The organism is Paenibacillus tritici, from assembly GCF_013204885.1.
Taxonomy (GTDB): domain Bacteria; phylum Bacillota; class Bacilli; order Paenibacillales; family Paenibacillaceae; genus Paenibacillus_AQ; species Paenibacillus_AQ tritici.
Genome location: NZ_JABMKX010000009.1, coordinates 232,888 through 259,111 on the forward strand (window position 1 = coordinate 232,888; position 26,224 = coordinate 259,111).

At 49.7% G+C, this 26,224-nt stretch carries 23 protein-coding genes; all 23 read left to right on the plus strand.

Annotated elements, in window-relative coordinates:
* The 23 genes from flgK to argH all read left to right on the plus strand — a co-directional run bounded on the left by flgK (position 1) and on the right by argH (position 26,155).
* Positions 1-1,602, plus strand: coding sequence for a flagellar hook-associated protein FlgK (gene flgK, locus HQN87_RS17805; RefSeq protein ID WP_173136157.1), 1,602 nt, complete (start codon positions 1-3; stop codon positions 1,600-1,602).
* A gap of 18 nt (positions 1,603-1,620) precedes the next feature.
* Positions 1,621-2,541 carry a flagellar hook-associated protein FlgL gene (flgL, locus tag HQN87_RS17810; RefSeq protein ID WP_173136159.1) on the plus strand — a complete coding sequence of 307 codons (921 nt, stop codon included), beginning with the start codon at positions 1,621-1,623 and terminating at the stop codon, positions 2,539-2,541.
* 12 nt (positions 2,542-2,553) lie between these two features.
* Positions 2,554-3,117, plus strand: a complete 564-nt coding sequence (locus HQN87_RS17815; RefSeq protein ID WP_216857346.1) for a DUF6470 family protein — start codon at positions 2,554-2,556, stop codon at positions 3,115-3,117.
* Between the two features lie 87 nt (positions 3,118-3,204).
* Positions 3,205-3,651 carry a flagellar assembly protein FliW gene (gene fliW, locus HQN87_RS17820; RefSeq protein WP_173136163.1) on the plus strand — a complete coding sequence of 149 codons (447 nt, stop codon included), beginning with the start codon at positions 3,205-3,207 and terminating at the stop codon, positions 3,649-3,651.
* Between the two features lies 1 nt (position 3,652).
* Complete coding sequence (gene csrA / locus HQN87_RS17825) at positions 3,653-3,886, plus strand: carbon storage regulator CsrA (RefSeq protein WP_173136165.1); 234 nt, start codon at positions 3,653-3,655, stop codon at positions 3,884-3,886.
* Between the two features lie 148 nt (positions 3,887-4,034).
* Positions 4,035-5,480, plus strand: a complete 1,446-nt coding sequence (locus HQN87_RS17830; RefSeq protein ID WP_173136391.1) for a flagellin N-terminal helical domain-containing protein — start codon at positions 4,035-4,037, stop codon at positions 5,478-5,480.
* 149 nt (positions 5,481-5,629) lie between these two features.
* Positions 5,630-6,022 carry a flagellar protein FlaG gene (locus HQN87_RS17835; RefSeq protein WP_173136167.1) on the plus strand — a complete coding sequence of 131 codons (393 nt, stop codon included), beginning with the start codon at positions 5,630-5,632 and terminating at the stop codon, positions 6,020-6,022.
* 19 nt (positions 6,023-6,041) lie between these two features.
* Entirely contained in the window at positions 6,042-7,538 is a 1,497-nt protein-coding gene (gene fliD, locus HQN87_RS17840) for a flagellar filament capping protein FliD (protein ID WP_173136169.1), read from the plus strand.
* A gap of 26 nt (positions 7,539-7,564) precedes the next feature.
* Complete coding sequence (fliS, locus tag HQN87_RS17845) at positions 7,565-7,954, plus strand: flagellar export chaperone FliS (protein WP_173136171.1); 390 nt, start codon at positions 7,565-7,567, stop codon at positions 7,952-7,954.
* Positions 7,947-8,282, plus strand: coding sequence for a flagellar protein FliT (locus HQN87_RS17850; protein ID WP_173136173.1), 336 nt, complete (start codon positions 7,947-7,949; stop codon positions 8,280-8,282). Before fliS ends, HQN87_RS17850 begins: the two co-directional genes overlap by 8 nt.
* Positions 8,283-8,523: 241 nt before the next feature.
* Entirely contained in the window at positions 8,524-8,721 is a 198-nt protein-coding gene (locus HQN87_RS17855) for a cold shock domain-containing protein (RefSeq protein ID WP_019915069.1), read from the plus strand.
* Positions 8,722-9,142: 421 nt separating this feature from the next.
* The gene (locus HQN87_RS32760; RefSeq protein ID WP_173136175.1) at positions 9,143-10,606 is read left to right on the plus strand and encodes an S-layer homology domain-containing protein; all 1,464 of its coding nucleotides are present in this window, start codon (positions 9,143-9,145) and stop codon (positions 10,604-10,606) included.
* Between the two features lie 256 nt (positions 10,607-10,862).
* On the plus strand, positions 10,863-11,420 hold the full coding sequence (gene hpf / locus HQN87_RS17865) for a ribosome hibernation-promoting factor, HPF/YfiA family (RefSeq protein ID WP_173136177.1): 558 nt from the start codon (positions 10,863-10,865) through the stop codon (positions 11,418-11,420).
* Between the two features lie 311 nt (positions 11,421-11,731).
* Entirely contained in the window at positions 11,732-14,236 is a 2,505-nt protein-coding gene (gene secA, locus HQN87_RS17870; RefSeq protein ID WP_173136179.1) for a preprotein translocase subunit SecA, read from the plus strand.
* Between the two features lie 542 nt (positions 14,237-14,778).
* Positions 14,779-15,913, plus strand: a protein-coding gene (gene prfB, locus HQN87_RS17875) for a peptide chain release factor 2 (protein ID WP_216857347.1) whose coding sequence is annotated in 2 segments (ribosomal slippage) — positions 14,779-14,871 and positions 14,873-15,913 — 1,134 coding nt in all. Because the reading frame shifts where the segments join, the coding sequence is not laid out codon by codon here.
* A gap of 72 nt (positions 15,914-15,985) precedes the next feature.
* Complete coding sequence (locus HQN87_RS17880) at positions 15,986-16,870, plus strand: YitT family protein (protein WP_173136181.1); 885 nt, start codon at positions 15,986-15,988, stop codon at positions 16,868-16,870.
* A gap of 169 nt (positions 16,871-17,039) precedes the next feature.
* Positions 17,040-18,089 (plus strand): N-acetyl-gamma-glutamyl-phosphate reductase, encoded by a 1,050-nt coding sequence (argC, locus tag HQN87_RS17885; protein WP_173136393.1) that lies wholly within the window; start codon positions 17,040-17,042, stop codon positions 18,087-18,089.
* A 22-nt stretch (positions 18,090-18,111) separates the two neighbouring features.
* On the plus strand, positions 18,112-19,344 hold the full coding sequence (gene argJ / locus HQN87_RS17890; protein ID WP_173136183.1) for a bifunctional ornithine acetyltransferase/N-acetylglutamate synthase: 1,233 nt from the start codon (positions 18,112-18,114) through the stop codon (positions 19,342-19,344).
* 223 nt (positions 19,345-19,567) lie between these two features.
* On the plus strand, positions 19,568-20,383 hold the full coding sequence (argB, locus tag HQN87_RS17895) for an acetylglutamate kinase (RefSeq protein ID WP_173136184.1): 816 nt from the start codon (positions 19,568-19,570) through the stop codon (positions 20,381-20,383).
* A gap of 123 nt (positions 20,384-20,506) precedes the next feature.
* Positions 20,507-21,799 carry an aspartate aminotransferase family protein gene (locus tag HQN87_RS17900; RefSeq protein WP_173136186.1) on the plus strand — a complete coding sequence of 431 codons (1,293 nt, stop codon included), beginning with the start codon at positions 20,507-20,509 and terminating at the stop codon, positions 21,797-21,799.
* A complete protein-coding gene (gene argF, locus HQN87_RS17905; RefSeq protein ID WP_173136188.1) occupies positions 21,796-22,764 on the plus strand; it encodes an ornithine carbamoyltransferase in 969 nt (322 codons plus the stop codon). The genes HQN87_RS17900 and argF overlap by 4 nt, the downstream gene beginning before the upstream one ends.
* A 617-nt stretch (positions 22,765-23,381) precedes the next feature.
* A complete protein-coding gene (locus tag HQN87_RS17910) occupies positions 23,382-24,617 on the plus strand; it encodes an argininosuccinate synthase (protein ID WP_173136190.1) in 1,236 nt (411 codons plus the stop codon).
* 122 nt (positions 24,618-24,739) lie between these two features.
* Positions 24,740-26,155 carry an argininosuccinate lyase gene (gene argH, locus HQN87_RS17915; RefSeq protein WP_173136192.1) on the plus strand — a complete coding sequence of 472 codons (1,416 nt, stop codon included), beginning with the start codon at positions 24,740-24,742 and terminating at the stop codon, positions 26,153-26,155.
* Positions 26,156-26,224: the final 69 nt, after the last annotated feature.

Below are 26,224 nucleotides of genomic sequence, written 5' to 3' on the forward strand. Positions count from 1 at the left end.
ATGACATCCACATTCCACTCCATCGAGACCGCAAGACGAAGCCTGTTTACCCAGACGGCTGCGCTCAATACCACCGGCCACAACATTGCCAATGCCAACACGGAAGGGTACACCCGCCAGCGGGTGAATATGACAGCTTCAATCCCTATTGAAGCCTATGGACTTAATAAGTCTACAGTTCCCGGACAGTTGGGTACAGGCGTTGAGTTTGGCTCTATTGACCGGATTCGTGAGACTTTTCTGGATACCCAATACCGGGGCGAGAATTCAGCCTTGGGGAGCTGGACGATCCAATCAGATACACTAGACAAGCTGGAGTCGATCTTTAAAGAACCATCAGATACAGGTATAAGTACAGTGCTCGATAACTTCTGGAAATCATGGTCGGATCTCAGTAAGAACCCGGAAGACAGCACTTCCCGTAAGATTGTGGTTCAGACTGCTCAGGCTATGACCGATGCACTTAATTATATGAGTAGACAGCTGAGTAACCTTGATACGGATTTGGCCTCCAATGTGGCAGTCAAAGGTACCGAGATACAGGGATATTTAACTTCCATTGCAGACTTGAACTCATCTATTTTCAAAATTGAGAGCATGGGCGACAAAGCAAACGACCTGCGGGATCAACGGGACCTGCTGACGGACAAGCTCTCCAAGATTGCCAATGTCAGTGTAGTAGATACCGAATACGGCTATAACATTTCGCTTGGCAGCCAACAGCTTGTACAAGGACCCGTTGTCTCTGCGACTGTGGACAGTGCATTCCTTAACACTGCTTTTGCTTCGGGCGATCTAAAAACTGGAGAAGTACATGGTATGATCACTTCCAGTCAGAAGTATGTTGCGGATTATAAGAAACAGCTTGATAACATTGCGAATACTATTGCTACAGGAGCAATGGACATCACTCTTCCGAAAGGTTCAATTCTTCCTGAAGATACAATTCTTACAAGTGATGCCACGATTACTCAAGCAGACGGAACAACTGCTACTATTGCAGCAGGGTCTGCACTACCTAAAGGAGCCACCCTGAGCGCTGATGTGAAGACAACAGTCAAAGGCTTGAACGGTCTTCATCAGCTCGGTTATACCATGGATGGCACGCTCAATCCCGGTAAGCCGCTCTTTACAATCACTGGTGACGGAAATGCAATTACAGCTGGGAATATTACGTTTAATACAGAAATCGCTATAGATACCAATTTATTAGCTACATCACTCCGAACTACTGGAACAGGTACTTCTGAATCAGTTGTCAAAGGTAACAATACTCTGGCGCTATTGTTAGCCAATCAACAATCGGGTTCTTTTACATCTCCAACTACAGGAATCAAAGCGACGGCAGGTTCCTTCTATAAATCGATGGTTGGGCAACTCGGGATTCAATCCCAAGAGGCCACACGCCAGACAGAGAATTCCAACTATCTTGTCGAGCAAGTCAATGCACGCCGCCAATCAGTTAGTGGAGTATCTCTTGATGAAGAAATGTCCAATATGCTGGTATTCCAACATGCTTATAGCGCTGCTGCGCGTTTTATGACGACTTATGACGAAATGCTCGATAAATTGATTAACTCTACCGGCACCGTAGGCAGATAAGAAAGGGGGATTTAAGCGATGTTACGGGTAACCTCTAATATGATGAATTCACAGCTCTTGCTTAACCTTAACCGCAACGCCCGCACGATGAACGATACACAGTTGCAGCTAGCAACGGGGCGTAAGATTAACAAACCTTCTGATGATCCGGTAGGTATTACTTATTCTCTTCGATACCGTGCGGACTTGTCAGCTAATGAGCAATATCAGGAGAACGTAGATGATGCTACATCTTGGCTGGAGTTTAATGATACAGTACTGACTCAGTCAGGAGATGTTATTCAACGACTTCGTGAGCTGTCTGTAAAAGGAGCGAATGGTGCTAATCCACAAGAGGCACTAGATAGCATTAATGCAGAAGTGAAGCAGCTTAAGGAACAGCTTATTGATATTTCCAACAGCCAGTTCAAGGGGAAGTACATTTTTAATGGACAGCAATACGATGTACAACCTTATCAATTCGCTACTGGAGCTGATGGAACGCCAGATACTTCAGGGGCTGCTTCCATAATTACTGATAAAGGCGTATTGAATTATACAGTAGGTGAAAGTGTTCAACTTCCGATCAATATTACAGGCAATGATGTATTTGGTGGAGACGAAGCAGATAATATCTTTGCTGTTATCGATAAGATTTCGGCTGCCCTAGCTATCGGAGATACCGCTGAAGTTTCTAGCCAATTAGGAAATATAGATAGTCGCATCAACAAAATGTTAACCGTTCAAGCGGATGTTGGAGCAAAGACCAATCGAATTGAGCTAATGAAGAATAGATTAAGCGATATGGAAGTTAACTTGACAGACTTACAGTCGAAGACTGAGGACGGCGATTATGCAGAGATGTTGATGCAGTCCAAAATTCAAGAGAACATTTATAATGCTTCTCTTTCTGTGGGCTCTAAAATCATTCAGTCTACCCTTGTAGATTTTATAAGATAGGGGGTGACTCAGATGATACCGATAGTTCAAATACGGCAAACAATTGCCTTAATCGGGATCGAGACTACTGCTGGCAGCCTGTCAATTGTTCAGCCCAAATCGGATATGCAAATTACTACTACTCCGGGGCAATTAGAGATTCGTCAGTCTCCTGCTGAGATGACAATTGATCAGTCTCAAGCTAGGGCTGCATATACAGGTGGAACCTACCGCGAAATGAGCCAACGTATCTATTCGGGTGTCGAGCAGTTATGGCTTCAAGGCATTGCTAAACGTATGGAGCAAGGCGAGCGGGTGGCTAACTTTCACAAACCGGGAAATAGTATAGCGGAGGTTTACGGTGAGGATTGGCAACCGGTGTCTTACCCTGAAATCCGTGGACCGGCATCCGTAGATAACGTGCGAATAGATGTTAGGGTAGTTCCCCCTCAAATAGAGTATCGTAGGGCAGAAGTCAACATTCAAGTGGAGACCCATTATCCGGAAATTAACTACACACCGTCAAGCGTAGATATTTATCTAAGGCAAAAGCCTTCCATAAGCTTTATTCCACCGGAGATTGATATTCAAATGTAAATATTAGTACAGGCTATAGATACGGTTGATATAACCAAATATCTATGGCTTTTTTATTAGATAATAAGAATAGGGAGTGTTCGTAGAATGATTATAGAAACATTGACTTGGGGAACGCTGGATATTACGGAAGAACAAATATATCATTTCCCCAAAGGTGTTCCTGGTTTTGAAGAAGATATTGATTTTGCTTTGATTACGGTAGAAGACGGACCGTTTTGCTATTTACAATCTCTTCAAAATAAAAGTATATCATTTTTATTGAGTGACCCTTTCGTTTTCTATCCGACCTATGAATTTGAGCTTCCACAAGCGGATAAAGAAGAATTAGGGATTATAGATGATGTGAATATTCGTTGTATGGTTACAATTAAAGAAGAGTTGGAGCACTCAACTGTTAATTTACTTGCCCCTATTGTACTAAATCCGAATACACGTTCAGGGAAGCAGGTTGTACTTCACAACTCGAACTATCAAACAAGACATAGTTTATGGAATGCTCCCCATGATCATTTTGAAAAGGGTGGTGAATAATATGCTCGTTCTTACCCGCAAAAAAGGCGAGTCGATTATTATACAGGATAATATTGAGATTACTATTCTGAGTGTTGAAGGAGATATTGTGAAGGTAGGTATTAACGCTCCGAAGCATGTCGATATCTTCCGGGAAGAAGTGTATCTATCAATAAAAGAAGCCAATAAGGAATCTGCTTCGCCAACCCAAGGCAATCTTAATGCTCTAATGGAACGGTTACGCACACAAAAATAAATTTGCGAATTCATGTAAATAGCTATAAACAAATTACCGGACAAGTCGATATATATATTAGACGCTGAATCCGGAGGGGCGGCCGACCTTAACGGCAGCGTTTACCACATGGATGTGGAACAACTCAATTTCAGGGAGGAAATACAAAATGATTATCAACCACAACGTAACAGCATTAAATACTCACCGTCAATTGAGCACTAACACAGCTAACCAGAGCAAGAACATCGAGAAACTGTCTTCCGGTCTCCGTATCAACCGTGCAGGCGATGATGCAGCAGGTTTGGCGATTTCCGAAAAAATGCGCGGACAAATCCGCGGTTTGGATCAAGCCAGTCGTAACGGACAAGACGCAATTTCATTGATTCAAACAGCAGAAGGCGCCTTGAACGAAACGCATTCAATTCTCCAACGTGTTCGTGAACTGGCTGTTCAATCTGGTACTGATACAAATACTGCTGATGACCGCAAAAAGATTCAACAAGAAGTTGACGAGTTGGCTAAAGAAATCACTCGTATCTCTAATACAACTGAGTTCAATACTCAGAACTTGCTTGCTGGCGGTTTGAAGAACACTTATCAAATCGGTGCAAATGCAAACCAGAATCTTTCTCTGAGCGTTAGTGCTATGGATGCCAAGTCACTAGGAGTTTCCGGTGATGTAATCAGCACTACTTTGACTGCTGGTTCTGGAGTAACAGGTGTTACAGGTGTAACATCTGATCTTGGAGCAGGTGCTAATGTTACAGTTTCAGGTGTTACTGCGGCTAGTTACACAGCAGCAGCTGGTAACATTGCAGGCGCTATTACTACTACTGGTTCTGCTTACACTGGCTCTTCAGACTTTACAGTTCAATTTAAAATTGCCAGCATTGGTACTCCAGCCACTGGTGACGTTACTTCGTTGAGCTACTCAAAAGATGGAGGCACAACATGGGCAACTGCTTCAGTAGCAGCTGGCGCTTTTGATCTTGGAGAAGGTGTAAGTGTTCAAATCGCTAATGCTCCTACAAACGGTGTTGGTAACCAAGGTTCAGTAGCAGTAAAAGCTGCAACTGCGGTTCTTACTTTGGGTAATACAGCAGGTAGTATTGGTCCTTCTGTAACTGTTCGCAGCAATCAAACCGGTGTAACTATTGGTGACGCTTCAACTGGACGTACAGCGAATGTTGACTTTACTTTTTCTGCATTGGCTACAGGTACTCCTGCTCTGACACAAACTAAACAAGCTTCTACTTCTGCAACAATTGATGCTAACGGAAATGTTTCAGGCCAGGCTACAGTTCAGAAGGGTATCGATGTCTCCTCGCAGGGGGCAGCAAATAGCGCAATTACTAATATCGATAAAGCTATCACAACAGTATCTTCGGAACGTTCTAAACTGGGTGCTTACCAAAACCGTTTGGAACACACAATTAACAACCTGAATACTTCTTCCGAGAACTTGACTGCTGCAGAATCCCGTATCCGAGATGTTGATATGGCGAAAGAAATGATGGAGCAGACTAAAAACTCCATTCTGGCACAGGCTTCCCAAGCTATGCTGGCTCAAGCTAACCAACAGCCACAAGGTGTTCTTCAATTGCTTCGTTAATTTTCACAAGGGTTTTAGTAGTGAGAATCCTGGATTATTCCAGGGTTCTTTTTTTGTTTTAAGCTTTATTTTTTGCATTACCTATAATATGGTTGACAACAAATTCCGATACATAGTATATACATTGATCAGTGACGGAGGGTTCTGCGATGGATGTTCGATTAGCAGGAGCAGGGAATTATGGTGCTAAGCCTACGGAAAAGGGAAATAAGATCGAGAAAAAAAATGACATAAATACTAGTCTTCCAGTAATCAATCAAGCCAGCAGTAATGAAGATTTAAAAAAGATGGAGAACCAAGGTATTCCTATTTCATTAGGGGAAGAGCAGGTCGTTAAAGCACTTGACCGGGCACTGAAAGCACTGGAAGGACCTTCTACTACTCTGGAAGTAAGTATGCATAAACAAACAAATACGATTATGGTCAAGATCTTAAATAAAGAAACTGGTGAACTTATTCGGGAGATTCCTCCAGAGAAAACACTGGACTTAGTAGCTAATATGATGCAGATTGCAGGTATAATCATTGATGAGAGAGTTTAATTGAAAAGGAGAACTATCTATGACTTTGAGGATTAGTGGACTTGCTTCCGGGATTGATGTCGATAGCATCGTAAAGCAGATGATGACAGCCAAGCGAGTTCCTTTGGATAAGCTGAATCAACAGAAGGAAATTTTACAGTGGCAAAGAAATAATTATCGTGAGGTCAACAGTAAGTTAGTTGATTACAAAAATAATAAACTAGCCAAATTTGATAATTCAGCTCAGATGAATTCACAAAAGGCTACAGTATCTGGTAATACTACAGCGCTTAAGGCTGAGGCAACTGCAGATGCGAACGGTACGAGTATGGAGGTTACAGTAACTCAATTAGCAAAAGCAGCAGCTAAAGAAACCGCGGGAATGGTAGTTTCTAAGGATGGTAAGCGTATCACCTCAAACTCAACGTTAGAAGATCTAAGAGTATTTAATAACGTCACAGCATCACCTGATGGGAAATATTCAATAACTATAAATGGTAAGACAACGATTAAATTGGATAGTACTACTTCAATTGCTGATGCAATAACTTCTATTAATAAAATTGATGGAGCAAATGTTAAAGCTAAGTTTGATGAAGTAACAGGTAAGTTCAGTATTACTTCCACGGTTTTTAGTTCAGTAAGTAAGGTGGAATTAGGTAGCGGAGATAACTTTCTTCAGCTTTTTGGCTCAGGAGCAGTTACGTCTACACCTTATCAAGTAGCAAAAATAAATGTAAAAGCTAACGGAAGTACAACCGGAACAGACTTGGAGTTCCCAAGTAATATTTTGAAATTAAACGGAGTACAGTTTACTCTGCTAGCTGAGTCTACTACTTCTGCCACAGTAACTACAGAAACGGATTACACAACAACACTTTCGACCATCACGAGTTTTGTAGATAGCTACAATGAACTTATTGCTAATTTTAATGCTAGAGTCAATGAAGAACGTTACCCTGACTTCACACCGCTCAGTGATGAGCAGAAGAAAGAAATGAAGGAAAGCGAAATTGAAGCTTGGGAAACCAAAGCGAAAAGTGGGATGCTAAAGAATGATGAGATTCTGAAATCCACTTTGCTTTCTATGCGATCTGAGATAACAAAAAAACTTGGTGACTTGAGTGCGATTGGTATTACTAGCGGAGAGTATCACGAAAACGGAAAATTGTATATTAATCAGGAGAAATTGAAGGAAGCTCTTCAAAATGAGCCCCAGAGGGTAACTTCTATATTCCAGGGGTCTAACAGTGGAACGGATGGGCTTTATGATAAATTAACATCAAGTGTTAGTACTGCTATCGAAAAATTATCTACTAAAGCAGGGACATCTAAGTATAGTGTAGATTTAACTACTGCTTTTAAATCAGACAGTACCATGGGAAAGAGACTAAGTGATTATAATACTCGTATCAGAGCCTTGCAGGATCGGCTAGAAAATATGGAAAACAACTATTATAAGAAGTTCACTGCCATGGAAACAGCAATGAACAAATATAACAGCCAGTCAAGCAGCCTATCAAGCTATTTCTCATAAATTTTTTGAAAAAAGGGTGAATATAAATGATAACATCTCCTTACGATAAATATCGGCAATCCTCGGTGCAGACTTCAAGTCCGGCACAACTGCTGCTTATGATGTTTGACGGAGCGATTCGTTTTGGTAAGGCGGCGTTAGAAGGGATTGATTCGTCCGACTTTAATAAAGTTAGCACCAACCTGGGCAAGGCGCAAACTATTGTCAATGAGCTTATCACTACATTGGATAACACGTACGAGGTTTCTAAGGGGCTTGCTTCAATGTATGAATATATTAATTATCTCTTTATTGAATCCAACATTAAGAAGTCAAAGGAACAGGCGGAGGAAGCAATTGGTTATCTTCTGGAGCTTCGTCAGACCTTTGCTCAGGCTTCTAAAATGAATATTACACAAGATCAGCAGCATGGATAATCTGTTGCAGGAGCTTGAAGAACTGACCCGGGCCATGAACTATCAGTTGGAAGATACCACCTACGAAGAACTCGAAACCTTCGTAGAACAACGCCAGAAAATTGTCGAAGCCATTGGGGAAGAAGTCGAGAATTGTCAGATGACCCCTGCACAAAAAGATCTATTGCGTCGAATTCTGGAGCATGATCCGGCCATCATGGCACGAATGAATGCCCATCGCCTCGAAGCCAAAGACTGGCTCCAAAAACGCAATCAAGCCAAAATCCAACGCAACGCATACGAGACGGCGTATACTCCAGACAGCTTCCTGATGGACCGGAAAAAATAATAGAAAAAATAATAGATTCTCCCTGTTTCAGCCGGGGAGCAGGCGGGTATTTTTAAAGCGTCTGCTCCTTTTTTTGTATCTTATCTCACCGAATCTGGCTTTTTCTGAGCTCAATTAGGGTCTGGTAAAATATTGCATGTAACCATTTACTATTCCAATTGACAATAGAGAAGCAGCGGTGGTATAGTCGAATTGTGAGCAAGACTCACGTTCATCTGATGACGAAGGGAATGTTTAGTCAATGGAAGGTAAAGTTAAATGGTTTAACGCAGAAAAAGGTTATGGTTTCATCGAAACTGCCGATGGTGGCGACGTATTCGTACACTTCTCCGCGATTCAAACTGACGGTTTCAAGACATTGGATGAAGGTCAATCCGTAGAGTTCGATATCGTTGAAGGCGCACGCGGACCACAAGCAGCTAACGTCATCAAATTATAATCATCCGGCGAAGCCGACCTACATATATGGTAGATGGTTAGCAATTGAGACAACGCTAGCGGTAGACCCTGGGGACATTCCCTGGGGTCTTTTTTATATGCTTGAGGGAGCACAGAAATCGCAATAAGCAACCCTCGAGAGCATCTAATGAGAACCGCATTTTGCGAGATTATTCTACATTATATTCATAAATATTCTTAAAATTTGGAATAAAAGAGAGCTTATTTGGACATTTTGTAAAATTTAGTTTGGAAAAGTGTTTATCATCTCCAAAATATGGGTAATGAGAACCGTTGGGCTTTTTTCTTGCCTAGTTTGCACTCTCATTATTAGCTTAGGCGTATGCTTCCGAAAGAGCTTTTGTAAGAAGACATGCAGTGAAGCCTATGCCCATCAAAATCACAGGAGGATGAACAAAAGAATGAAGAAATTGTGGCGTGGCCTTACGGCCGGAGTACTGGGTATTTCAATGCTGCTGGGATCACTGGGAAGTGTATCCGCAGCGCCTGCCCCCAAGGATATTCAAGGACACTGGGCGCAGAAGCAACTGCAGAGCTGGCTGGATAAAGGATACCTGGGCGGTTATCCTGACGGAACGGTGAAGCCGAATAAGGCGATTACCCGTGGTGAATATGTGGCATTGATCAATCGCCTGTTCGGGTTCACCGACACGGCTTCCATTAGCTTCACCGATGTGAAGAAATCAAACTGGGTATATAGCGAAGTTTCCAAGGCTGTGAAGGCTGGTTACATTGGCGGGTATGAGAATAATACCTTCCGGGCCAATAATCCGCTCACCCGGCAGGAAGCAGCAGTTATTGCTGCCAAGGTGCTTAAGCTGAGTACAAGCTCTACTCCACTTAAGTTCAAGGACAATGCCCAGATCTCAGCATGGGCCAAAGCTGCAGTAGCATCAGCGGCTGGCAAGAAGATCATCAACGGTTATCCTGACGGAACGTTCGGGCCGAAGAAATCGCTTACCCGTGCTGAAGCAGTCGGCATTATCAGCAATTCGGTTATGCATAAGCCGGGTACCGGTGGTGGAGTAACCCCAATGCCAACACCTACAACAACCCCTGCTCCTACAGCAACTCCAGTGCCAACTACTAGTCCAACAGCTACTCCTGTTCCTGGCGGTAGTGGTGGTGGCGGTACTGGCGGCGGAGGCGGTGGTGGCGGCGGAGGCGGCAGCGTGACCTTGCCTTCCGTTAGCAATGTAACCTACGGTCATGTGGGTTCGGTTACCGCAGATGTATATGTTACGCCTTCTGTAACGGGAGCTGTGTATTATGTAGTTGCTCCTTACAGCATGAACGTAATGGCACCAACTGCAGCACAAGTGAAAGACGGAATGGCTGCGGCAGGAACAACAGTCGTTCATTCCGGCACAATGGCAACAACAGCCAATACAACCGTTGCTTTCTCTGTATATGGTCTGAGTGCAGGCACTGAGTATACTGTATATGTTGCTCTGGCTGATAATTCAGGCAATTGGTCGGGCGTAACACCGCTTCGCTTGAAGACAGCAGCAGGCACTACCACTTCGCTTTCACAGGTTGGAGTAACTAGCATAGGAACGGTATCAGCAGAAGTCTATGCAGCTTACGGGCAGATGGCCGCACCAGTAACAGCGCTGAAATATGTGGTAGTCAAAGCAACTGAAGCTGACCCAACCGCACTGCAGATTGCTAACGGGCAGAATAGTGCTGGCGCTCCGTTAACAGGAACTTGGGCTGGATCAACTTCTACACTGGCTCCTATGGCAAAACACAACTTTATGCTGAACGGACTGAGTGCCGATACAGCGTACAAAGTCTTCTTCGTTTCTGGTACTGGCGGCAGCTTGTCGCCTGTAGAGATTCTGCGTATTCATACTGCTAAATAACCAGGATATATGAATACAGGACATCATTCCTGCTGCAGGATTGCAATCATTCATAATTCTGGCTGCAACGTGAGATAATACAGCAGCCGTACACGGGTCCGGCTAGGGCGACATCATGCTCTAGCCGGACCTGTTTATTGTAAGGCGAGGTCTATGACATCTTTTGTTAGCTAAATGTAAAGGCTGTCATGATTTGTTTTTTACTTAGCTCTGACAATTTGCTATAATGAAAAGGTAAACAAAGGAGGAGTGCCCCATGCAATTCAGCATTCGAGGTCAACAAATTGAAGTGACCGACGCTTTGAGAGACTATGTTGATAAGAAGCTCAGCAGACTTGAGAAGTATTTCGATGCACCCCCTACCTCTGAAGGATATGTGACGCTTGGCGTCGTTCGCGGCCTTCATACGGTGGAAGTTACAATCCCTCTGGCCGGTGTGACGCTTCGTGCCGAAGACCGCAGCGATGATATGTATGCATCCATCGATGCCGTAGTGGACAAGCTGGAACGTCAGATCCGCAAGCACAAGACTAAGCTTAATCGCAAGTTCCGTCAGGAAGGCAGTCTGAAGACCTTGTTCGTAGAAGGTTCGGCTAGTGCCGTTGCTGTTGAAGATCAGGAACAGGATTACGATGATCTTGAGGTTGTGCGGAACAAACGGTTCACCTTGAAGCCTATGGATGTGGAAGAAGCGATTCTGCAAATGAACATGATTGGTCATACGTTCTTCGTGTTCTCCAACATTGATACTTCTGAAGTAAGCGTTGTTTACAAACGTGATGACGGCAAGTATGGTCTGATCGAACAAGATTAACTCTAGCGGACCGGGAATTGCTGGAATAAGGAAGGGCTTCGGTTCAGCCTAACGTGGACAATTAGACGAGTCCCTATTCGCCTGAAGCGAATAGGGCTCTTGTGCGTATATATAGAAGTTTCGTTAAAATGTCATCTTCTCTCCTTATATAAGAGGATTATACAGAATAAGGTTAGGGCAGCTTGTATTGCGGCATCTCTTACAAACTGTTACAATTTATGAAGCAGCGGAATCGAAATCATATATGGCCCTTTCAAATTGTTGAGCATGGGCTCGGTTCCACCATCTGTGTTGCATGAAAGGGGTTAACCATGCTAGGACTTGTGAAGAAAATATTTGGCGACGTTAATGAACGGGATGTTAAACGTCTTATGAAGACGGTCGAAGTAATCAATGGTCTGGAGCCGGATTTCGTATCGCTTACGGATGAAGAGCTGCAGGCTAAGACAGTAGAGTTCCGTGCCCGTCTTGAGAAGGGCGAAACCCTGGAAGAGATTCTTCCTGAGGCATTTGCAACCGTACGCGAAGCATCCAAACGGACGCTGGGCATGCGGCATTTTGACGTTCAGTTAGTTGGGGGTATGGCGCTGCATGAAGGCCGGATCTCCGAGATGAAGACCGGGGAAGGCAAGACACTGGTGGGTACTTTGCCGGTGTATCTGAATGCACTCTTGGGTAAAGGCGTGCATGTCGTAACCGTAAATGATTATCTGGCTCAGCGCGACAGTGCGCAAATGGGACAAATCTATAACTTTCTGGGCATGACCGTTGGCGTCAACCTCAACGGTATGGACCATAATGATAAACAAGCGGCGTATGCCTGCGATATTACGTATGGAACGAACAATGAATTTGGTTTTGACTATCTGCGTGACAACATGGTTCTCTATAAGGAACAGATGGTACAGCGCCCGCTGTATTTCTGTATTATTGACGAAGTCGATTCCATCCTTATAGATGAAGCGCGTACACCTCTGATCATCTCCGGCCAGGCTGAGAAATCGACAGAGCTGTATTACGCAGCAGACCGTTTCGTGAAGAAGCTGACGGCCGAAGAAGACTACACCGTCGATATTAAGGTGAAGTCGGTTGCGTTGACCGAGAAGGGCGTGGCTACGGCTGAGCGTGCTTTTGGAATAGAGAATCTGTATGACCACAGCCACGTAACACTGAACCATCATATTGTACAGGCTTTGAAGGCGAACGCTATTATGCGCCGGGATGTCGATTATGTGGTTAACGAAGACGAGGTTATGATCGTCGATGAGTTCACCGGTCGTCTGATGCAGGGCCGCCGTTACAGTGACGGGCTGCACCAGGCTATTGAAGCGAAGGAAGAGATTGAAGTTCAGAATGAGAGCATGACGCTGGCTACAATCACCTTCCAGAACTACTTCCGGATGTACCGTAAGCTTGGCGGGATGACGGGTACTGCGAAGACCGAAGAAGAGGAATTCAAGAAGATTTATGGTCTTGAGGTTCTTCAGGTTCCTACGAATAAGCCGAATCAACGTATTGACATGCCGGATGTGGTCTACAAAAGCGAAAACGGCAAGTTCAACGCTGTAGTTGAGGAAATTGTGGAACGCCACAAAAAGAATCAGCCGGTGCTTGTAGGTACGGTATCCATTGAGAATTCCGAACGGGTATCGGAAATGCTGAAGCGCAAGGGTGTAAGACACCAGGTGCTGAATGCGAAGCATCATGCGGCAGAAGCCGAAATTATCTCTTTTGCCGGTCAGCCGGGAACAGTAACGATCGCCACGAATATGGCCGGACGTGGTACGGATATCGTACTGGGTGAGGGTGTAACTGATGTTGGCGGTCTGCATATTATTGGTACGGAACGCCATGAATCGCGCCGTATTGATAACCAGCTTCGCGGACGCGCCGGACGCCAGGGCGACCCGGGTTCAACACAGTTCTATCTGTCCCTCGGGGATGAGCTGATGAAGCGTTTCGGCGCGGACAACGTGCTGAACATGATGGACCGTCTTGGATTTGAGGAAGATCAGCCGATTGAGAGCCGCATGATTACCAAAGCGGTTGAATCTGCCCAGAAGCGGGTAGAAGGCAACAACTTCGATATCCGCAAAGTCGTATTGCAATATGATGACGTCATGAACCAGCAGCGTGAGATTATCTACAAGCAGCGCCGCGAGATTCTGGAGTCTGACAATATCAAAGACATCGTAGTGGAAATGATCAAGCCGGTCATCGACCGTATTGTTAATGCCCACTGCAGTGACGATATCCCTGAGAACTGGGAGCTGCAAGAGGTTGCGGATTATGTGAACAGCAAGCTTTTGGAAGAGAATGAGCTGACCCGCGATGATCTGTGGGGCAAAGAAGTAGATGAAATGATCGAATTCATCTTCGCCCGTGTACTTGAGAAGTATGCCGCACGTGAAGAGCGTCTTGGCTCCGAGCTGGTACGTGAATTCGAGAAGGTCATTGTACTTCGTTCCGTAGACAGCAAATGGATGGATCATATTGATGCTATGGATCAGCTTCGTCAAGGGATTCACCTCCGTGCATACGGCGGTACTGATCCGCTGCGCGAATACCAATTCGAGGGCTTCGAGATGTTCAACGCTATGACGGCGAACATTCAGGAAGAAGTAGCGACCTACATTATGAAGGCGCACATCGAGACGAATCAGGAACGGCAATCGGTAGTGGAGGAAGATAAGATCTCTACCAATGCAGAGCCTGCGGAGAAACGTCCGGTGCATGTGGAATCTACTGTCGGCCGTAACGATCCATGCCCATGCGGCAGCGGCAAGAAATATAAGAACTGCCACGGCCAGGTGTAAGAGAAACAAAGTTACGGCTGAGTCTGAGAGGTTAAGTAACCCGCTGGAATAGCGCGATCTAGGGGTTCAAGACCGGTTCTGTTAGTGCACGGTGAAATAATGAGCAGGCATGAAGCTGCGAATGCTTTTCACCATACCGCACTTCCGGTTAGGTTCACCGGCACTTAGGTTATAATGACAATACAAAGCGGCTGGGCCCGGGGGACTCCCCGTTTGCGGCCCGGCTGCTTTTTTGGGCTTGAAGGCCCTTTGACGCATCTATGTGCGGCAGACGGGAGAGTTCAGATGGTTATGGCCAAGGTGGAAGTGACGGAGGGGAAGTTTGGAACTGTAGGAGCGGTAGCGTCCGCCTTTGTGCCCGGATTTAATCCGCTATGCGGTATAATTAAATAAATCTGGGCACAACAGCGGCCGAAAGTCCAAACATTCCCCGCAGTTACGGCGTACACCGGGCCATGGAGCGGATGAAGCGAAGAGTCAGCCGCGTAAGTACCTGTCCATGCCGGCAAGCCCAACCCGGCAGCCCGGCGCAATATTCAATTATGAAAGGTGATGTGATCCAAGTGATCGATCCTAATGTGAAGCAGGACCTGCGTGAAATAGGCAAGAAACTAACCAATCTTAGGGGGTCACTTTGACTTAGACCTGAAGCTGGAGATTATAGCGAACTTCGAAGAGAAGATGGCGGCTCCCGGGTTCTGGGATGATTCCGAGCAAGCGCAGAGCGTGATCGGCGAGATGAATGCCGTGAAGTCGGTGGTCGACCAATACGAGAAGCTGCAGCAGGATTACGACGATGCCTCCATGATGGCGGAGCTGGCGGATGAAGAAGGCGATGACGCGCTGGCCGCTGAGATTGCCGGAACGATCCGCAGCATCAGCGGCAGGGTAGATGAGTTCGAGCTGCAACTGCTGCTCAATCAACCATACGATAAGCTGAATGCGATCCTGGAGCTGCATCCCGGTGCAGGCGGCACGGAATCCCAGGACTGGGGCCAGATGCTGCTGCGTATGTATACACGCTGGGCGGAGAAGCGGGGCTTCAAGGTAGATGTGCTTGATTATTTGCCGGGCGACGAGGCAGGGATCAAGAGTGTAACGCTGCTGATTAAAGGGTACAATGTGTATGGATACCTGAAGGCGGAGAAGGGGGTTCACCGGCTGGTGCGGATTTCACCTTTTGACTCCTCAGGCAGACGGCATACCTCCTTCGTATCCTGCGATGTAGTACCGGAGATAGCGGATGACGTTGAGGTGGATATCCGAACAGAGGATCTGAAGATTGATACGTACCGGGCCAGCGGCGCGGGCGGTCAGCACATCAATACTACAGACTCGGCGGTGCGGATTACGCATATGCCAACCGGAGTCGTGGTAACGTGTCAGAATGAGCGTTCACAGATCAAGAACCGGGAACAGGCGATGAAGATGCTGCGTTCCAAGCTCTACGAGCGCAAAATCCAGGAGCAGCAGGCCCATCTCGACGAGATCCGCGGCGAGCAATCGGAGATTGCCTGGGGCAGCCAGATTCGTTCTTATGTATTCCATCCCTACAGCATGGTGAAGGATCACCGCACCGCTGTGGAGACAGGGAACGTTGGAGCGGTGATGGACGGCGATCTGGACGGGTTCATTGACGGGTATCTGCGCAGCCAGATTAAGACGGAAACTGAATAAACGTAATCCTATTCCTACGCGTCTTCGGAGGTGTAGGAATTTTTGTCTGAACATAAAGGAGTCCGGCCAACCATGCAAAAAATCAATTCACGCAACAAACCACCGCTCATTCCCTTGAACGGGCCGCTGCGGCATACGGTGGATATTGCGCTTATACTGATCGGCTCGCTGATCACAGGGCTGGCGTTCAACCTGTTCTTCCTCCCGAATCAGATTGCTTCCGGCGGGGTGTCGGGGTTGTCGGTACTGGCGGAGGAGTGGTTTGGGGCGGAGCCGGCTTTTACCCAGTGGGCGCTTAATATTCCGCTCTTCATTCTGGGCGTCGTGTTCCTCGGCAAACAGTATGGCATCCGCTCTCTCTTAGGGAGCTTTGTGCTGCCGCTGTTCATCTTCCTGACGAAGGATGGACCTGTGCCGACAGAGAATCCGCTGCTGGCTTCGATCTATGGGGGAATCGGGGTAGGGCTCGGCCTGGGCCTCGTCTTCCGGGGGCGCGGCTCCACAGGCGGACTGACCATAGCAGCGCAGATTATTCAAAAGCTCACCGGCTTCAGCTTCTCGCTGTCCGTCGTGCTGCTGGATGGTACGGTGATCACGCTGGCGGCCTTCGTGCTGGGGATGGAGCAGGCGATGTATGCACTGATCGGGCTGTTCGTCACCGGCAGGGTGATTAACGCGCTGGAGGTAGGCTTCAGCACCACGAAGGTGGCGTATATCATCTCTGATGATACAGAGGAGATCTCACAGGCGATTCTGAATGATCTGGACCGCGGGCTGACCAAGCTGAATGCGCAAGGCGGTTATACCGGTGACAACCGTACGGTGCTGATGGTCGTAGTCGGCCAGAATGAAATTACGAGGCTGAAGGCGATTGTCCGCTCGGTAGACCCGGGTGCCTTTGTGATTATAACGGAGGCCCATGAAGTGCTGGGCGAAGGGTTCAAAAGAGAAGCGTAGACTCCCAGCCGGGGGTTCTGCGCTTTTTCTTTTTGCGGGAGAAGGACTGAATAAAGTTAACGTAACATGTTGTATTTATATTAATTCGGTCGTATAATAATACATATTTGCAGGACGGTTATTCATGGGCGATAATGGTAGAAATGAGAAACGGGAAGCAGGGATGACAATGACAGGCAAGCTGAGAGCGGCGATTGTCGGATCAACGGGATATGGGGGCGTGGAGCTGATCAGGCTCTTGCAGGGCCACCCTGATATAGAGATAACTTCGGTCATCTCCTCTTCGAGTGCTGGTGCGCTGATTGAGGAAGGTTTTCCGCATTTGACGGGGATCGTGCAGCGTAAGCTGGATGGCGTGGATGCAGCGGAGATTGCCAGTAGGGCGGATGTCGTATTCACTGCTACCCCTTCGGGAGTGAGCGCGAAGCTGGTGCCCGGGCTGCTGGATGCAGGACTCAAGGTTGTCGATCTGTCCGGGGATTTCCGGCTGAAGGATGGCGCAGAGTATGAGCAGTGGTATAAGCATCCGGCTCCTCCGGAAGCGTATCTGCAGCAGGCGGTATACGGCTTATGTGAGGTGTACGGCGAACATGCGGCGGGAGTGGACTTCATCTCGAACCCGGGTTGTTATCCGACAGCTACGCTGCTGGGACTGATTCCGGCGCTTGAGGCAGGCTGGATCAAGCCGGACAGCATCATTATTGATGCGAAATCCGGGGTGTCCGGGGCCGGGCGGGGAACGAGCCTGATGGTGCATTTTGCCGAGATCAACGAGAACCTCAAAGCCTACAAAATCAACAAACATCAGCATATTCCGGAAATTGAGCAGGTGCTGACCGATGTTGCCGGGGAGAAGGTCACCGTAACCTTCACTACCCATCTGGTGCCGATGAACCGGGGGATTATGACGACGATGTATGCCGGGCTGATTGGGGAACACAGCGAACAGGAACTCGTAGACTTATACCGTAAGTATTATGCAGGCAGACCTTATGTGCGGGTGCGCGAGCCCGGAGTAATTCCGGCGACGAAGGAAGTCAGCGGATCGAACTACTGCGATATCGGCTTCGCGACAGACGCACGTACCGGACGGGTCACCATTGTGTCGGTTATCGACAATATCGTAAAAGGCGCGGCAGGGCAGGCGATTCAGAACCTGAATTTGATGATGGGATGGGAGGAAACCCGTGGTCTTGGTTACACACCAGTGTATCCATAACAAGCTGCGGTCAAACACACACATGAGCGAGAAACAATTATATACCATTGTTGAGGGCGGCAGCATTACTGCACCCAAGGGCTTCACTTCCGGAGGCCTGCACTGCGGTCTCAAAAAAACAGAGCGCAATGACCTTGCCGCGATTCTCTGCGAGGTGCCGGCGACGGCTGCTGCGGTGTATACGACGAATGTTTTTCAGGCGGCTCCGCTGAAGGTGACGCGGGAGAGTCTGGCGGACGGAACGCTGCAGGCGGTAATCGTGAACAGCGGCAATGCCAATGCCTGTACCGGTGATCGGGGGGAGGCGGATGCGTACGAGATGCGCGCTGCCACTGCCCGCCAGTTGGGCGTGAATGAGCTGGATGTGGCGGTGGCTTCAACCGGAGTAATCGGCGAGCTGCTGAAGATGGACTGTGTGCGCAGCGGGATTGCGGCATTGCCGGAGAAGCTGGAGGGCGGTGCTTCCGGTGCGGAGGAATTCAGCCAGGCAATTCTGACAACGGATCTGGTCAAAAAAGAAAGCTGCGTTAAAGTATCAGTAGGCGGGACTGAGGTTATCATTGCCGGTGCAGCCAAAGGTTCCGGGATGATCCACCCGAATATGGCGACGATGCTGGGGTTCATGACTACGGATGTGGTCATTGATGGCGAAGATCTGCTTAACCTGCTGCGCAGCGCTACCAACACTACTTTTAATATGATTACCGTGGACGGCGATACCAGCACGAATGATATGCTGATTGCTATGGCGAGCGGGCTGGCCGGGAATGAGAAGCTGACGCGGCTGCATCCGGACTGGGAGGCTTTTGCCGCAGCGTTCACGCATGTGTGCCGGAGTCTGGCGATGGCGATTGCCCGGGACGGGGAAGGCGCGACGAAGCTGATTGAGGTTCAGGTTAGCGGCGCAGTGCATGAGGATGCAGCGGCAGCCATTGCCAAGACCGTGGTCGGCTCCAGTCTGGTGAAATCGGCGATCTTCGGTGCGGATGCCAACTGGGGGCGGATTATCGCTGCCGTAGGGCGCGCAGGAGTTCCGGTCTCGCCGGAACGGGTAGATATTCAGCTGGGTGAGATCGAGGTGCTGCGCGGGTCGCGTCCGGTGGCTTTTGATGAGGAGAAGGCTCTGCACTATTTGCAAAAGAGCGACACGGTGCTGATTACAGTAACGCTAGCAGACGGAAGCGGGAGCGCTACTGCCTGGGGCTGCGACCTCACCTATGATTATGTGCGGATTAATGCGGCTTACCGTACGTAGTTGTAAGGGATGGAGATTAGCAAAAAGCGAGAAGGATCGGAGGGGGATTTTGGAACTGCAGGAGCGGTAGCGACCGCCTTTGTCACCGGATTTCCACCGCGAAGAGCGGGTTAATTCATGAAATCTGGGGACAACAGCGGCCGGAAGTCCAAATATCCACCGTAGTGACGACTGAGCTTTGCGTTAAGTTCTAAGGTTCAGCATATACAGGGAGGTAAGTGAGATGTCGTTGGATTCTATAGAGAAGCAGCCGGGTGGTGGCCTGTTCGTGATGAAATGCGGCGGGAGTACGCTGGCTGCGCTGCCGGATTCGTTCTTCGAGGATCTGCGGGAGCTGCAGCTCAGCGGGAACCAGCCTGTCATTGTCCATGGCGGCGGCCCGGCGATCTCCGGCAATCTGGAGAAGCTCGGCATTGAGAGCAGCTTCGTGAACGGCCTGCGGGTGACGACGGAAGAGGTGCTTGATGTAGTCGAGATGACCTTGTCCGGCAGCATCAACAAGGCGATTGTCCGCCGGATTCAGGCCAGCGGAGGACAGGCGCTCGGCTTGTCGGGCGTAGACGGCAACCTGATCATGGCGCGTCCTGTAGCCAATCATAACGAAGTCGGTCTGGTAGGTGAAGTGACCGGGGTCCAGGCGGAGATTGTGACGGGTATCCTCGCGATGGGCTATATTCCGGTCATTGCACCGGTCGGAGTGGATAGCGAAGGCCAGCGGTACAATATCAATGCGGATACCGCTGCCGGAGCGGTGGCTTCCTATATAGGCTCACCGAGTATGATCGTAGTTACGGATGTGCCGGGAATTATGCACACGGTGGACGGGGAGAAGGTAGTGCTTCCGTCCGTGACCGTGGCGCAGATCGAAGAGCTGATTGCAGGCGGCGAAATCTACGGCGGGATGATTCCCAAAGTGCGCGCAGCCATGGACTGCATTCAGGGCAAGGTGTCAGAGGTTATCATTGTAGACGGCAAGGAGCCGCGTGTACTCAGCCGGGTGCTGGGCGGCGAAGCGCTGGGGACGCGGATTGTCCGATAGGAAATGCAGCAGACAGGGCGGAAAGACATTTTGACAGGTATTCGTAGTTCCGTAGCAGAGTGACAAGCAAATTAGACGCGCTGGCGGGAATCCGGCAGCAGCATGGTGGGAGAGTGACTAAGAATGAGTGAGCTTACGCAGACAGAACAAGATTCTTTGACAGGGGCGCCGCAGGGACGTTCAGCGGAAACGCAGGAACAGGGGGCTGCTCCAGCTCCGGCCAGGCTGAGTGCGATATTCCCGTCTTACGCCAGATATGATCTCAGTCTGGTCAAGGGCAAGGGCAGCTGGGTATGGGATGACCAAGGCAACAAGTACCTGGACTTCATGTGCGGGCTGGCCGTAACCAGTCTGGGTCATGCCCCGGAGAAGGTGGGCGAGAAGCTGAAGGCGCAGATTGATACGCTGTGGCATGTCTCGAACCTGTTCCACATTCCGGGTCAGGAGCGGGTGGCTGCGCTGCTCACCGGGAATAGCTGTGCGGATCAGGTCTTCTTCTGCAACAGCGGAGCGGAAGCGAATGAAGCGGCCATCAAGCTGGCACGCCGGTATCACCAGAAGGTGAAGGGGGCGGACTGTTATGAAGTCATCACGTTCGAGCAGTCCTTCCACGGTCGCACATTGGCTACGCTGACAGCAACCGGACAGGCGAAGGTAAAAGAAGGCTTCCTGCCGCTTCCGGCAGGCTTCAAGACCGTTCCTCTCCATGATCTGGAGGCGCTGAAGGCAGCGATTACGGAGCATACAGCAGCGATCATGCTGGAGATGGTGCTGGCTGAAGGCGGCGTCCTTGAGGTGCAGCAGGAATTCCTGGATGCAGTAGTGGCACTGTGCAAGGAACACGGATTACTGCTCATCGTGGACGAAGTCCAGACGGGGATGGGCCGGACGGGCAAGCTGTTCGCCCATCAGCATTACGGCATTGAGCCGGATATCTTCACTTTGGCTAAAGGCGTAGCCAGCGGGTTCCCGGCAGGCGTCATGCTGGGCAAGGGTTACCTGCGCGAGGCGTTCAGCCCGGGCAGCCATGCCAGCACCTTCGGCGGCACACCGCTGTCCGCAGCGGTGATGGAAGCGACGATTGAGACGATGCTGGAAGATAAGCTGCCGGAGCGGGCTGCGGAGATGGGGGACTACTTAAGCGGATTGCTCAGAGAGAAGCTGGCGGATACCCCATTCGTGAAGGAGATTCGCGGCAAAGGCCTGCTGATCGGCATCGAATGTAAGGAGCCGGTGGCTGAGATTGTGCTCGCCGGACAGAAGCGCGGACTGCTGTTCGTTCAGGCCGGACCGAATGTCATCCGGCTGCTGCCTAATCTATATGTAACTACCGCTGAAATTGATCAGGCGGTGGACATCCTTTCGGAACTAATTCATACTTATGCTAATACAGCAAACGGGGAGGTAAGTTCATGAGTCAGGGGACAACAGGCGTTACAGAGACGATTGCCGCACAGCTCAAAGGCCGTGATCTGCTCGAGCTGAACGATTACAGCCCGGAGGAAATCACGTATTTGATTGACCTGGCGATTGAGCTGAAGCGCAAGCAGAAGAACGGTGAGGTCTACCAGCCGCTGCTGGGCAAGACGATCGGCCTTATTTTTGAGAAATCCTCTACCCGTACACGGGTGTCATTTGAAGTAGGCATGTATCAGCTTGGCGGTCATGCGCTGTTCCTCAGCAAAAATGACATCCAGCTCGGACGCGGCGAGACGGTTGGTGATACGGCCCAGGTCATGTCGCGTTACCTGGACGGTATCATGATCCGTACGTTCGGTCATGATAAAGTGGAAGATTTGGCCCGTTATGCCTCGATTCCTGTAATCAACGGCCTTAGCGATCTGGCGCATCCCTGCCAGGTGCTGGCGGATTACCAGACCGTCTACGAGCACAAGGGCAAGCTGAAGGGCCTGAAGCTGGCTTATATCGGCGACGGCAACAATATGGCACATTCTCTGCTGATCGGCGGCGCCAAGCTGGGTGTACATGTCTCTATTGCCGGACCGGAGGGCTATGGGCCGGACGAGGCTGTAGTGGCCGAGGCACGCGAGATCGCCAAAGAGACAGGCTCGATCATCACGATTACCCGCAGCCCGCAGGAGGCGGTCCAGGACGCTGATGTGATCTATACGGATGTATGGGCAAGCATGGGCTTCGAGGCCGAGCAGCTGGCGCGTGAAGCGGCGTTCAAGGACTATCAGGTCAACGAGGAGCTCGTGAAGGGTGCGAAGAGCGATTATCTGTTCCTGCACTGCCTGCCGGCCCACCGTGAGGAAGAGGTCAGCACCGGCGTGATCGACGGCCCGAACTCTGTGATTTTCGATCAGGCAGAGAACCGTCTTCATGCGCAGAAGGCGCTTATGGCGGCTTTGATGGGCTAGATGTAGGTGGAGCCTTGCAGAGCATCAGGAGCACAGAAATGAGTTCATTCCATGAATGCGGTAAGGTAGTGAAGTTACGTTGTAAGCGGACATTTAGAGATAAGTGTATTCTGTGCAACTAAAAACAGTGAAACGAAAGGTTGTCCTCTTCTAACTGTATTCTGTACAACTATATCTGCCCGAAGGGGCGAGAATCCAGGTATAGGGGCATTTTAATTGCACGAAATACAGCTAAACGCACATTCTGCGTTATATCAGACGATTTAGTTGTACAGAGTACAATTATGCCTACCACCTGCACCTTAATCGGGGCACGCCTAACCCTCAGGAAGCGATGGGTTAAAGTAATTTAATTGTATATACAAAACACATATATAAGATCAACGGGAACTTAAGTAAGAGGGTTTAGAAGGAACGAAGGGGAATTTTGGAACTGTAGGAGCGTCAGCGTCCGCCTTTGTCTGCGGATTTCAACCGCGATCAGCGGCTATAAATCAAGAAATCTGTAGACAACAGCGGCCGGAAGTCCAAATATTCTCTGTAGTGACGCCCAAAACCCGTTTATGATGTTGCAGTTTATCTTATAACCTCCCACACCGAAAGGAAGCTAAACCCCCATGGCAAAAGAAAAAATAGTACTCGCCTATTCCGGCGGGCTGGATACCTCAGTCATTCTGAAATGGCTGAAAGAAACATATGATGCGGAGATTATTGCTTTTACAGCCGATATCGGTCAAAAGGAAGAGCTGGACGGCCTGGAGGAGAAAGCTCTCGCCACCGGCGCGTCCAAAGTCTACATTGATGACCTGCGCGACGAATTCGCGAATGACTTCATCTATCCGATGTTCCAGTCAGGCGCTCTCTACGAGGGACAATATCTGCTCGGAACAAGCATTGCCCGTCCGCTGATCGCCAAGCGTATGGTGGATATCGCCATCGCTGAAGGCGCTACAGCCATTGCCCACGGAGCTACCGGCAAAGGTAACGACCAGGTGCGCTTTGAACTGAATGCCGCTGCGTTGTCGCCAAGCATTAAGGTCATCGCACCTTGGCGTCTGGAAGAGTTCCGCAACCAGTTCCCGGGCCGGGCCGAGATGATCGCTTATGCTGAAGCCAACGGTATCCCCGTGCAGGCTTCCGCAGCCAAGCCGTATTCGATGGACCGCAACCTGCTGCACATCAGCTATGAGAGCGGCGTGCTGGAAGATCCATGGTTCGATCCAAGCGCACCGGAGAACAAAGAAATGTTCCTGCTGTCGAATGCCCCGGAGGATGCGCCGGACGAAGCCGAGTATCTGGAGCTGGACTTCCTGAAGGGAGACTGCGTGGCGCTGAACGGCGAGCCGTTATCCCCGCTGCAGGTCATGGAGAAGCTGAATGAGCTTGGCGGCAAGCACGGGATCGGACGTGTGGATATGGTGGAGAACCGTTTTGTCGGCATGAAGAGCCGCGGCGTGTATGAAACACCGGGCGGCACGATTCTGTTCACTGCTCACCGCAAAATGGAGTCCATCACCATGGACCGTGAAGTGATGAATCTGCGCGACAGTCTGATCACCCGTTACAGCACGCTTGTGTATAACGGCTTCTGGTTCGCACCTGAACGCATTGCGATGCAGGCTCTGGTGAAGGAGAGCCAGAAAAACGTAACCGGTACCGTACGCGTGAAGCTGTACAAAGGCAACATCATTGGCGCCGGAGTGAAGAGTCCGGTCAGCCTGTACAATCCGGATATCGCCACCATGGAGGCAGACCCTACCCAAGCCTATGATCAGGGCGATGCAACTGGCTTCATCCGCCTGAATGCGCTCCGTCTGAAGGTATCCGCTGGCGTAGCAGAGTCTAACAAGTAGCAGAAGGTGGCCGCTCGGCGGCATTTTATAGAATCAGACACAATAGAAGCGGATAGAAGCAGGCCGTTCCTCCCATACGGACAGGAGCGGCCCTTCTAACGTCAACCGAGGAGGAACAACAGGTGAGCAAGCTGTGGGGCGGACGTTTTACCAAAGGGACCAACAAGCTGGTGGAGGAGTATACGGCTTCCATCGAATTCGATAAAGTGCTGGCGGAAGAGGATGTGCAGGGCAGTCTGGCGCATGTCACGATGCTGGGCAAATGCGGCATTCTGCCGCAGGATGATGTGGAGACGATCAAGAACGGACTGACCAAGGTGCTGGAGAAGGTGCGGGCGGGTGAGATTGTGTTCTCCGTAGCCGATGAAGATATCCACATGAATATTGAAAAGAACCTGATCGAAGAGATCGGCCCGGTCGGCGGCAAGCTGCACACGGGCCGCAGCCGTAATGATCAGGTGGCTACAGATATGCACCTGTACTTGCGTAACCGTGTGGTGGAACTCGTAGCGCTGCTGCATGATCTGCAGGATGCGCTGATCCAGCAGGCCAAAGACAATATAGAGACCATTGTGCCGGGTTATACCCACCTTCAGCGGGCACAGCCGATCCTGTTCGCGCATCATCTGCTCGCGTATGTGTCCATGTTCCGCCGCGATGCGGAGCGTCTGACCGACAGCTACAAGCGGATTAATGTGCTGCCGCTCGGTGCAGGGGCGCTGGCGGGAACGACGTTCCCGATTGACCGCCACTTCGTGGCCGAGCAGCTTGGCTTCGACGGGGTCTATGAGAACAGCCTGGATGCGGTCAGCGACCGGGACTTTATCGTGGAGTTCCTGGCGAATGCAGCGCTGGTGATGACTCACCTGTCCCGGCTCAGCGAGGAGCTGGTGCTGTGGAGCAGCACAGAATTCAGCTTCGTGGAGCTGGACGATGCCTTCTGCACCGGCAGCAGCATCATGCCGCAGAAGAAGAACCCGGATGTGCCGGAGCTGGTACGCGGCAAAACAGGCCGTGTCTACGGCAACCTGATCGGACTCCTGACCGTACTGAAGTCGCTGCCGCTGGCCTATAACAAGGATATGCAGGAAGATAAGGAAGGCATGTTCGATACAGTAGCTACGCTTACCGGAGCGCTGCAGCTGTTCGCGCCGATGATCTCCACCATGAAGGTGAACAAGGCGCGGATGCGCGAAGCGGTGAACACCGACTTCTCCAACGCGACCGATATCGCAGACTTCCTGGTGGGCAAGGGCTTGCCGTTCCGCCAGGCGCATGAAGTGATCGGCAAGACTGTATTGTACTGTATCAACGAAGGTAAATTCCTGCTGGATCTGACGCTGGAGGAATTCAAGCAGTTCTCGCCGCTGTTCGACGATCAGATCTATGCGGTTCTCCAGCCCGAGGCTGTTGTGAACGCCCGTAATGTATACGGAGGCACAGCTACAGTCCAGGTACAGTCCGCCATTGAACGGGCCGAGGCCGCCCTGCTGGCCGCTGGTGAATGGGTGAAGCAGCATGGGAATGCTGCGGAGTAATACAGAGTAAGAGCCGCCAATGCTGGCAGCGGATATAGAAGATAAATCAAAGACTGTCCACTTGCATCG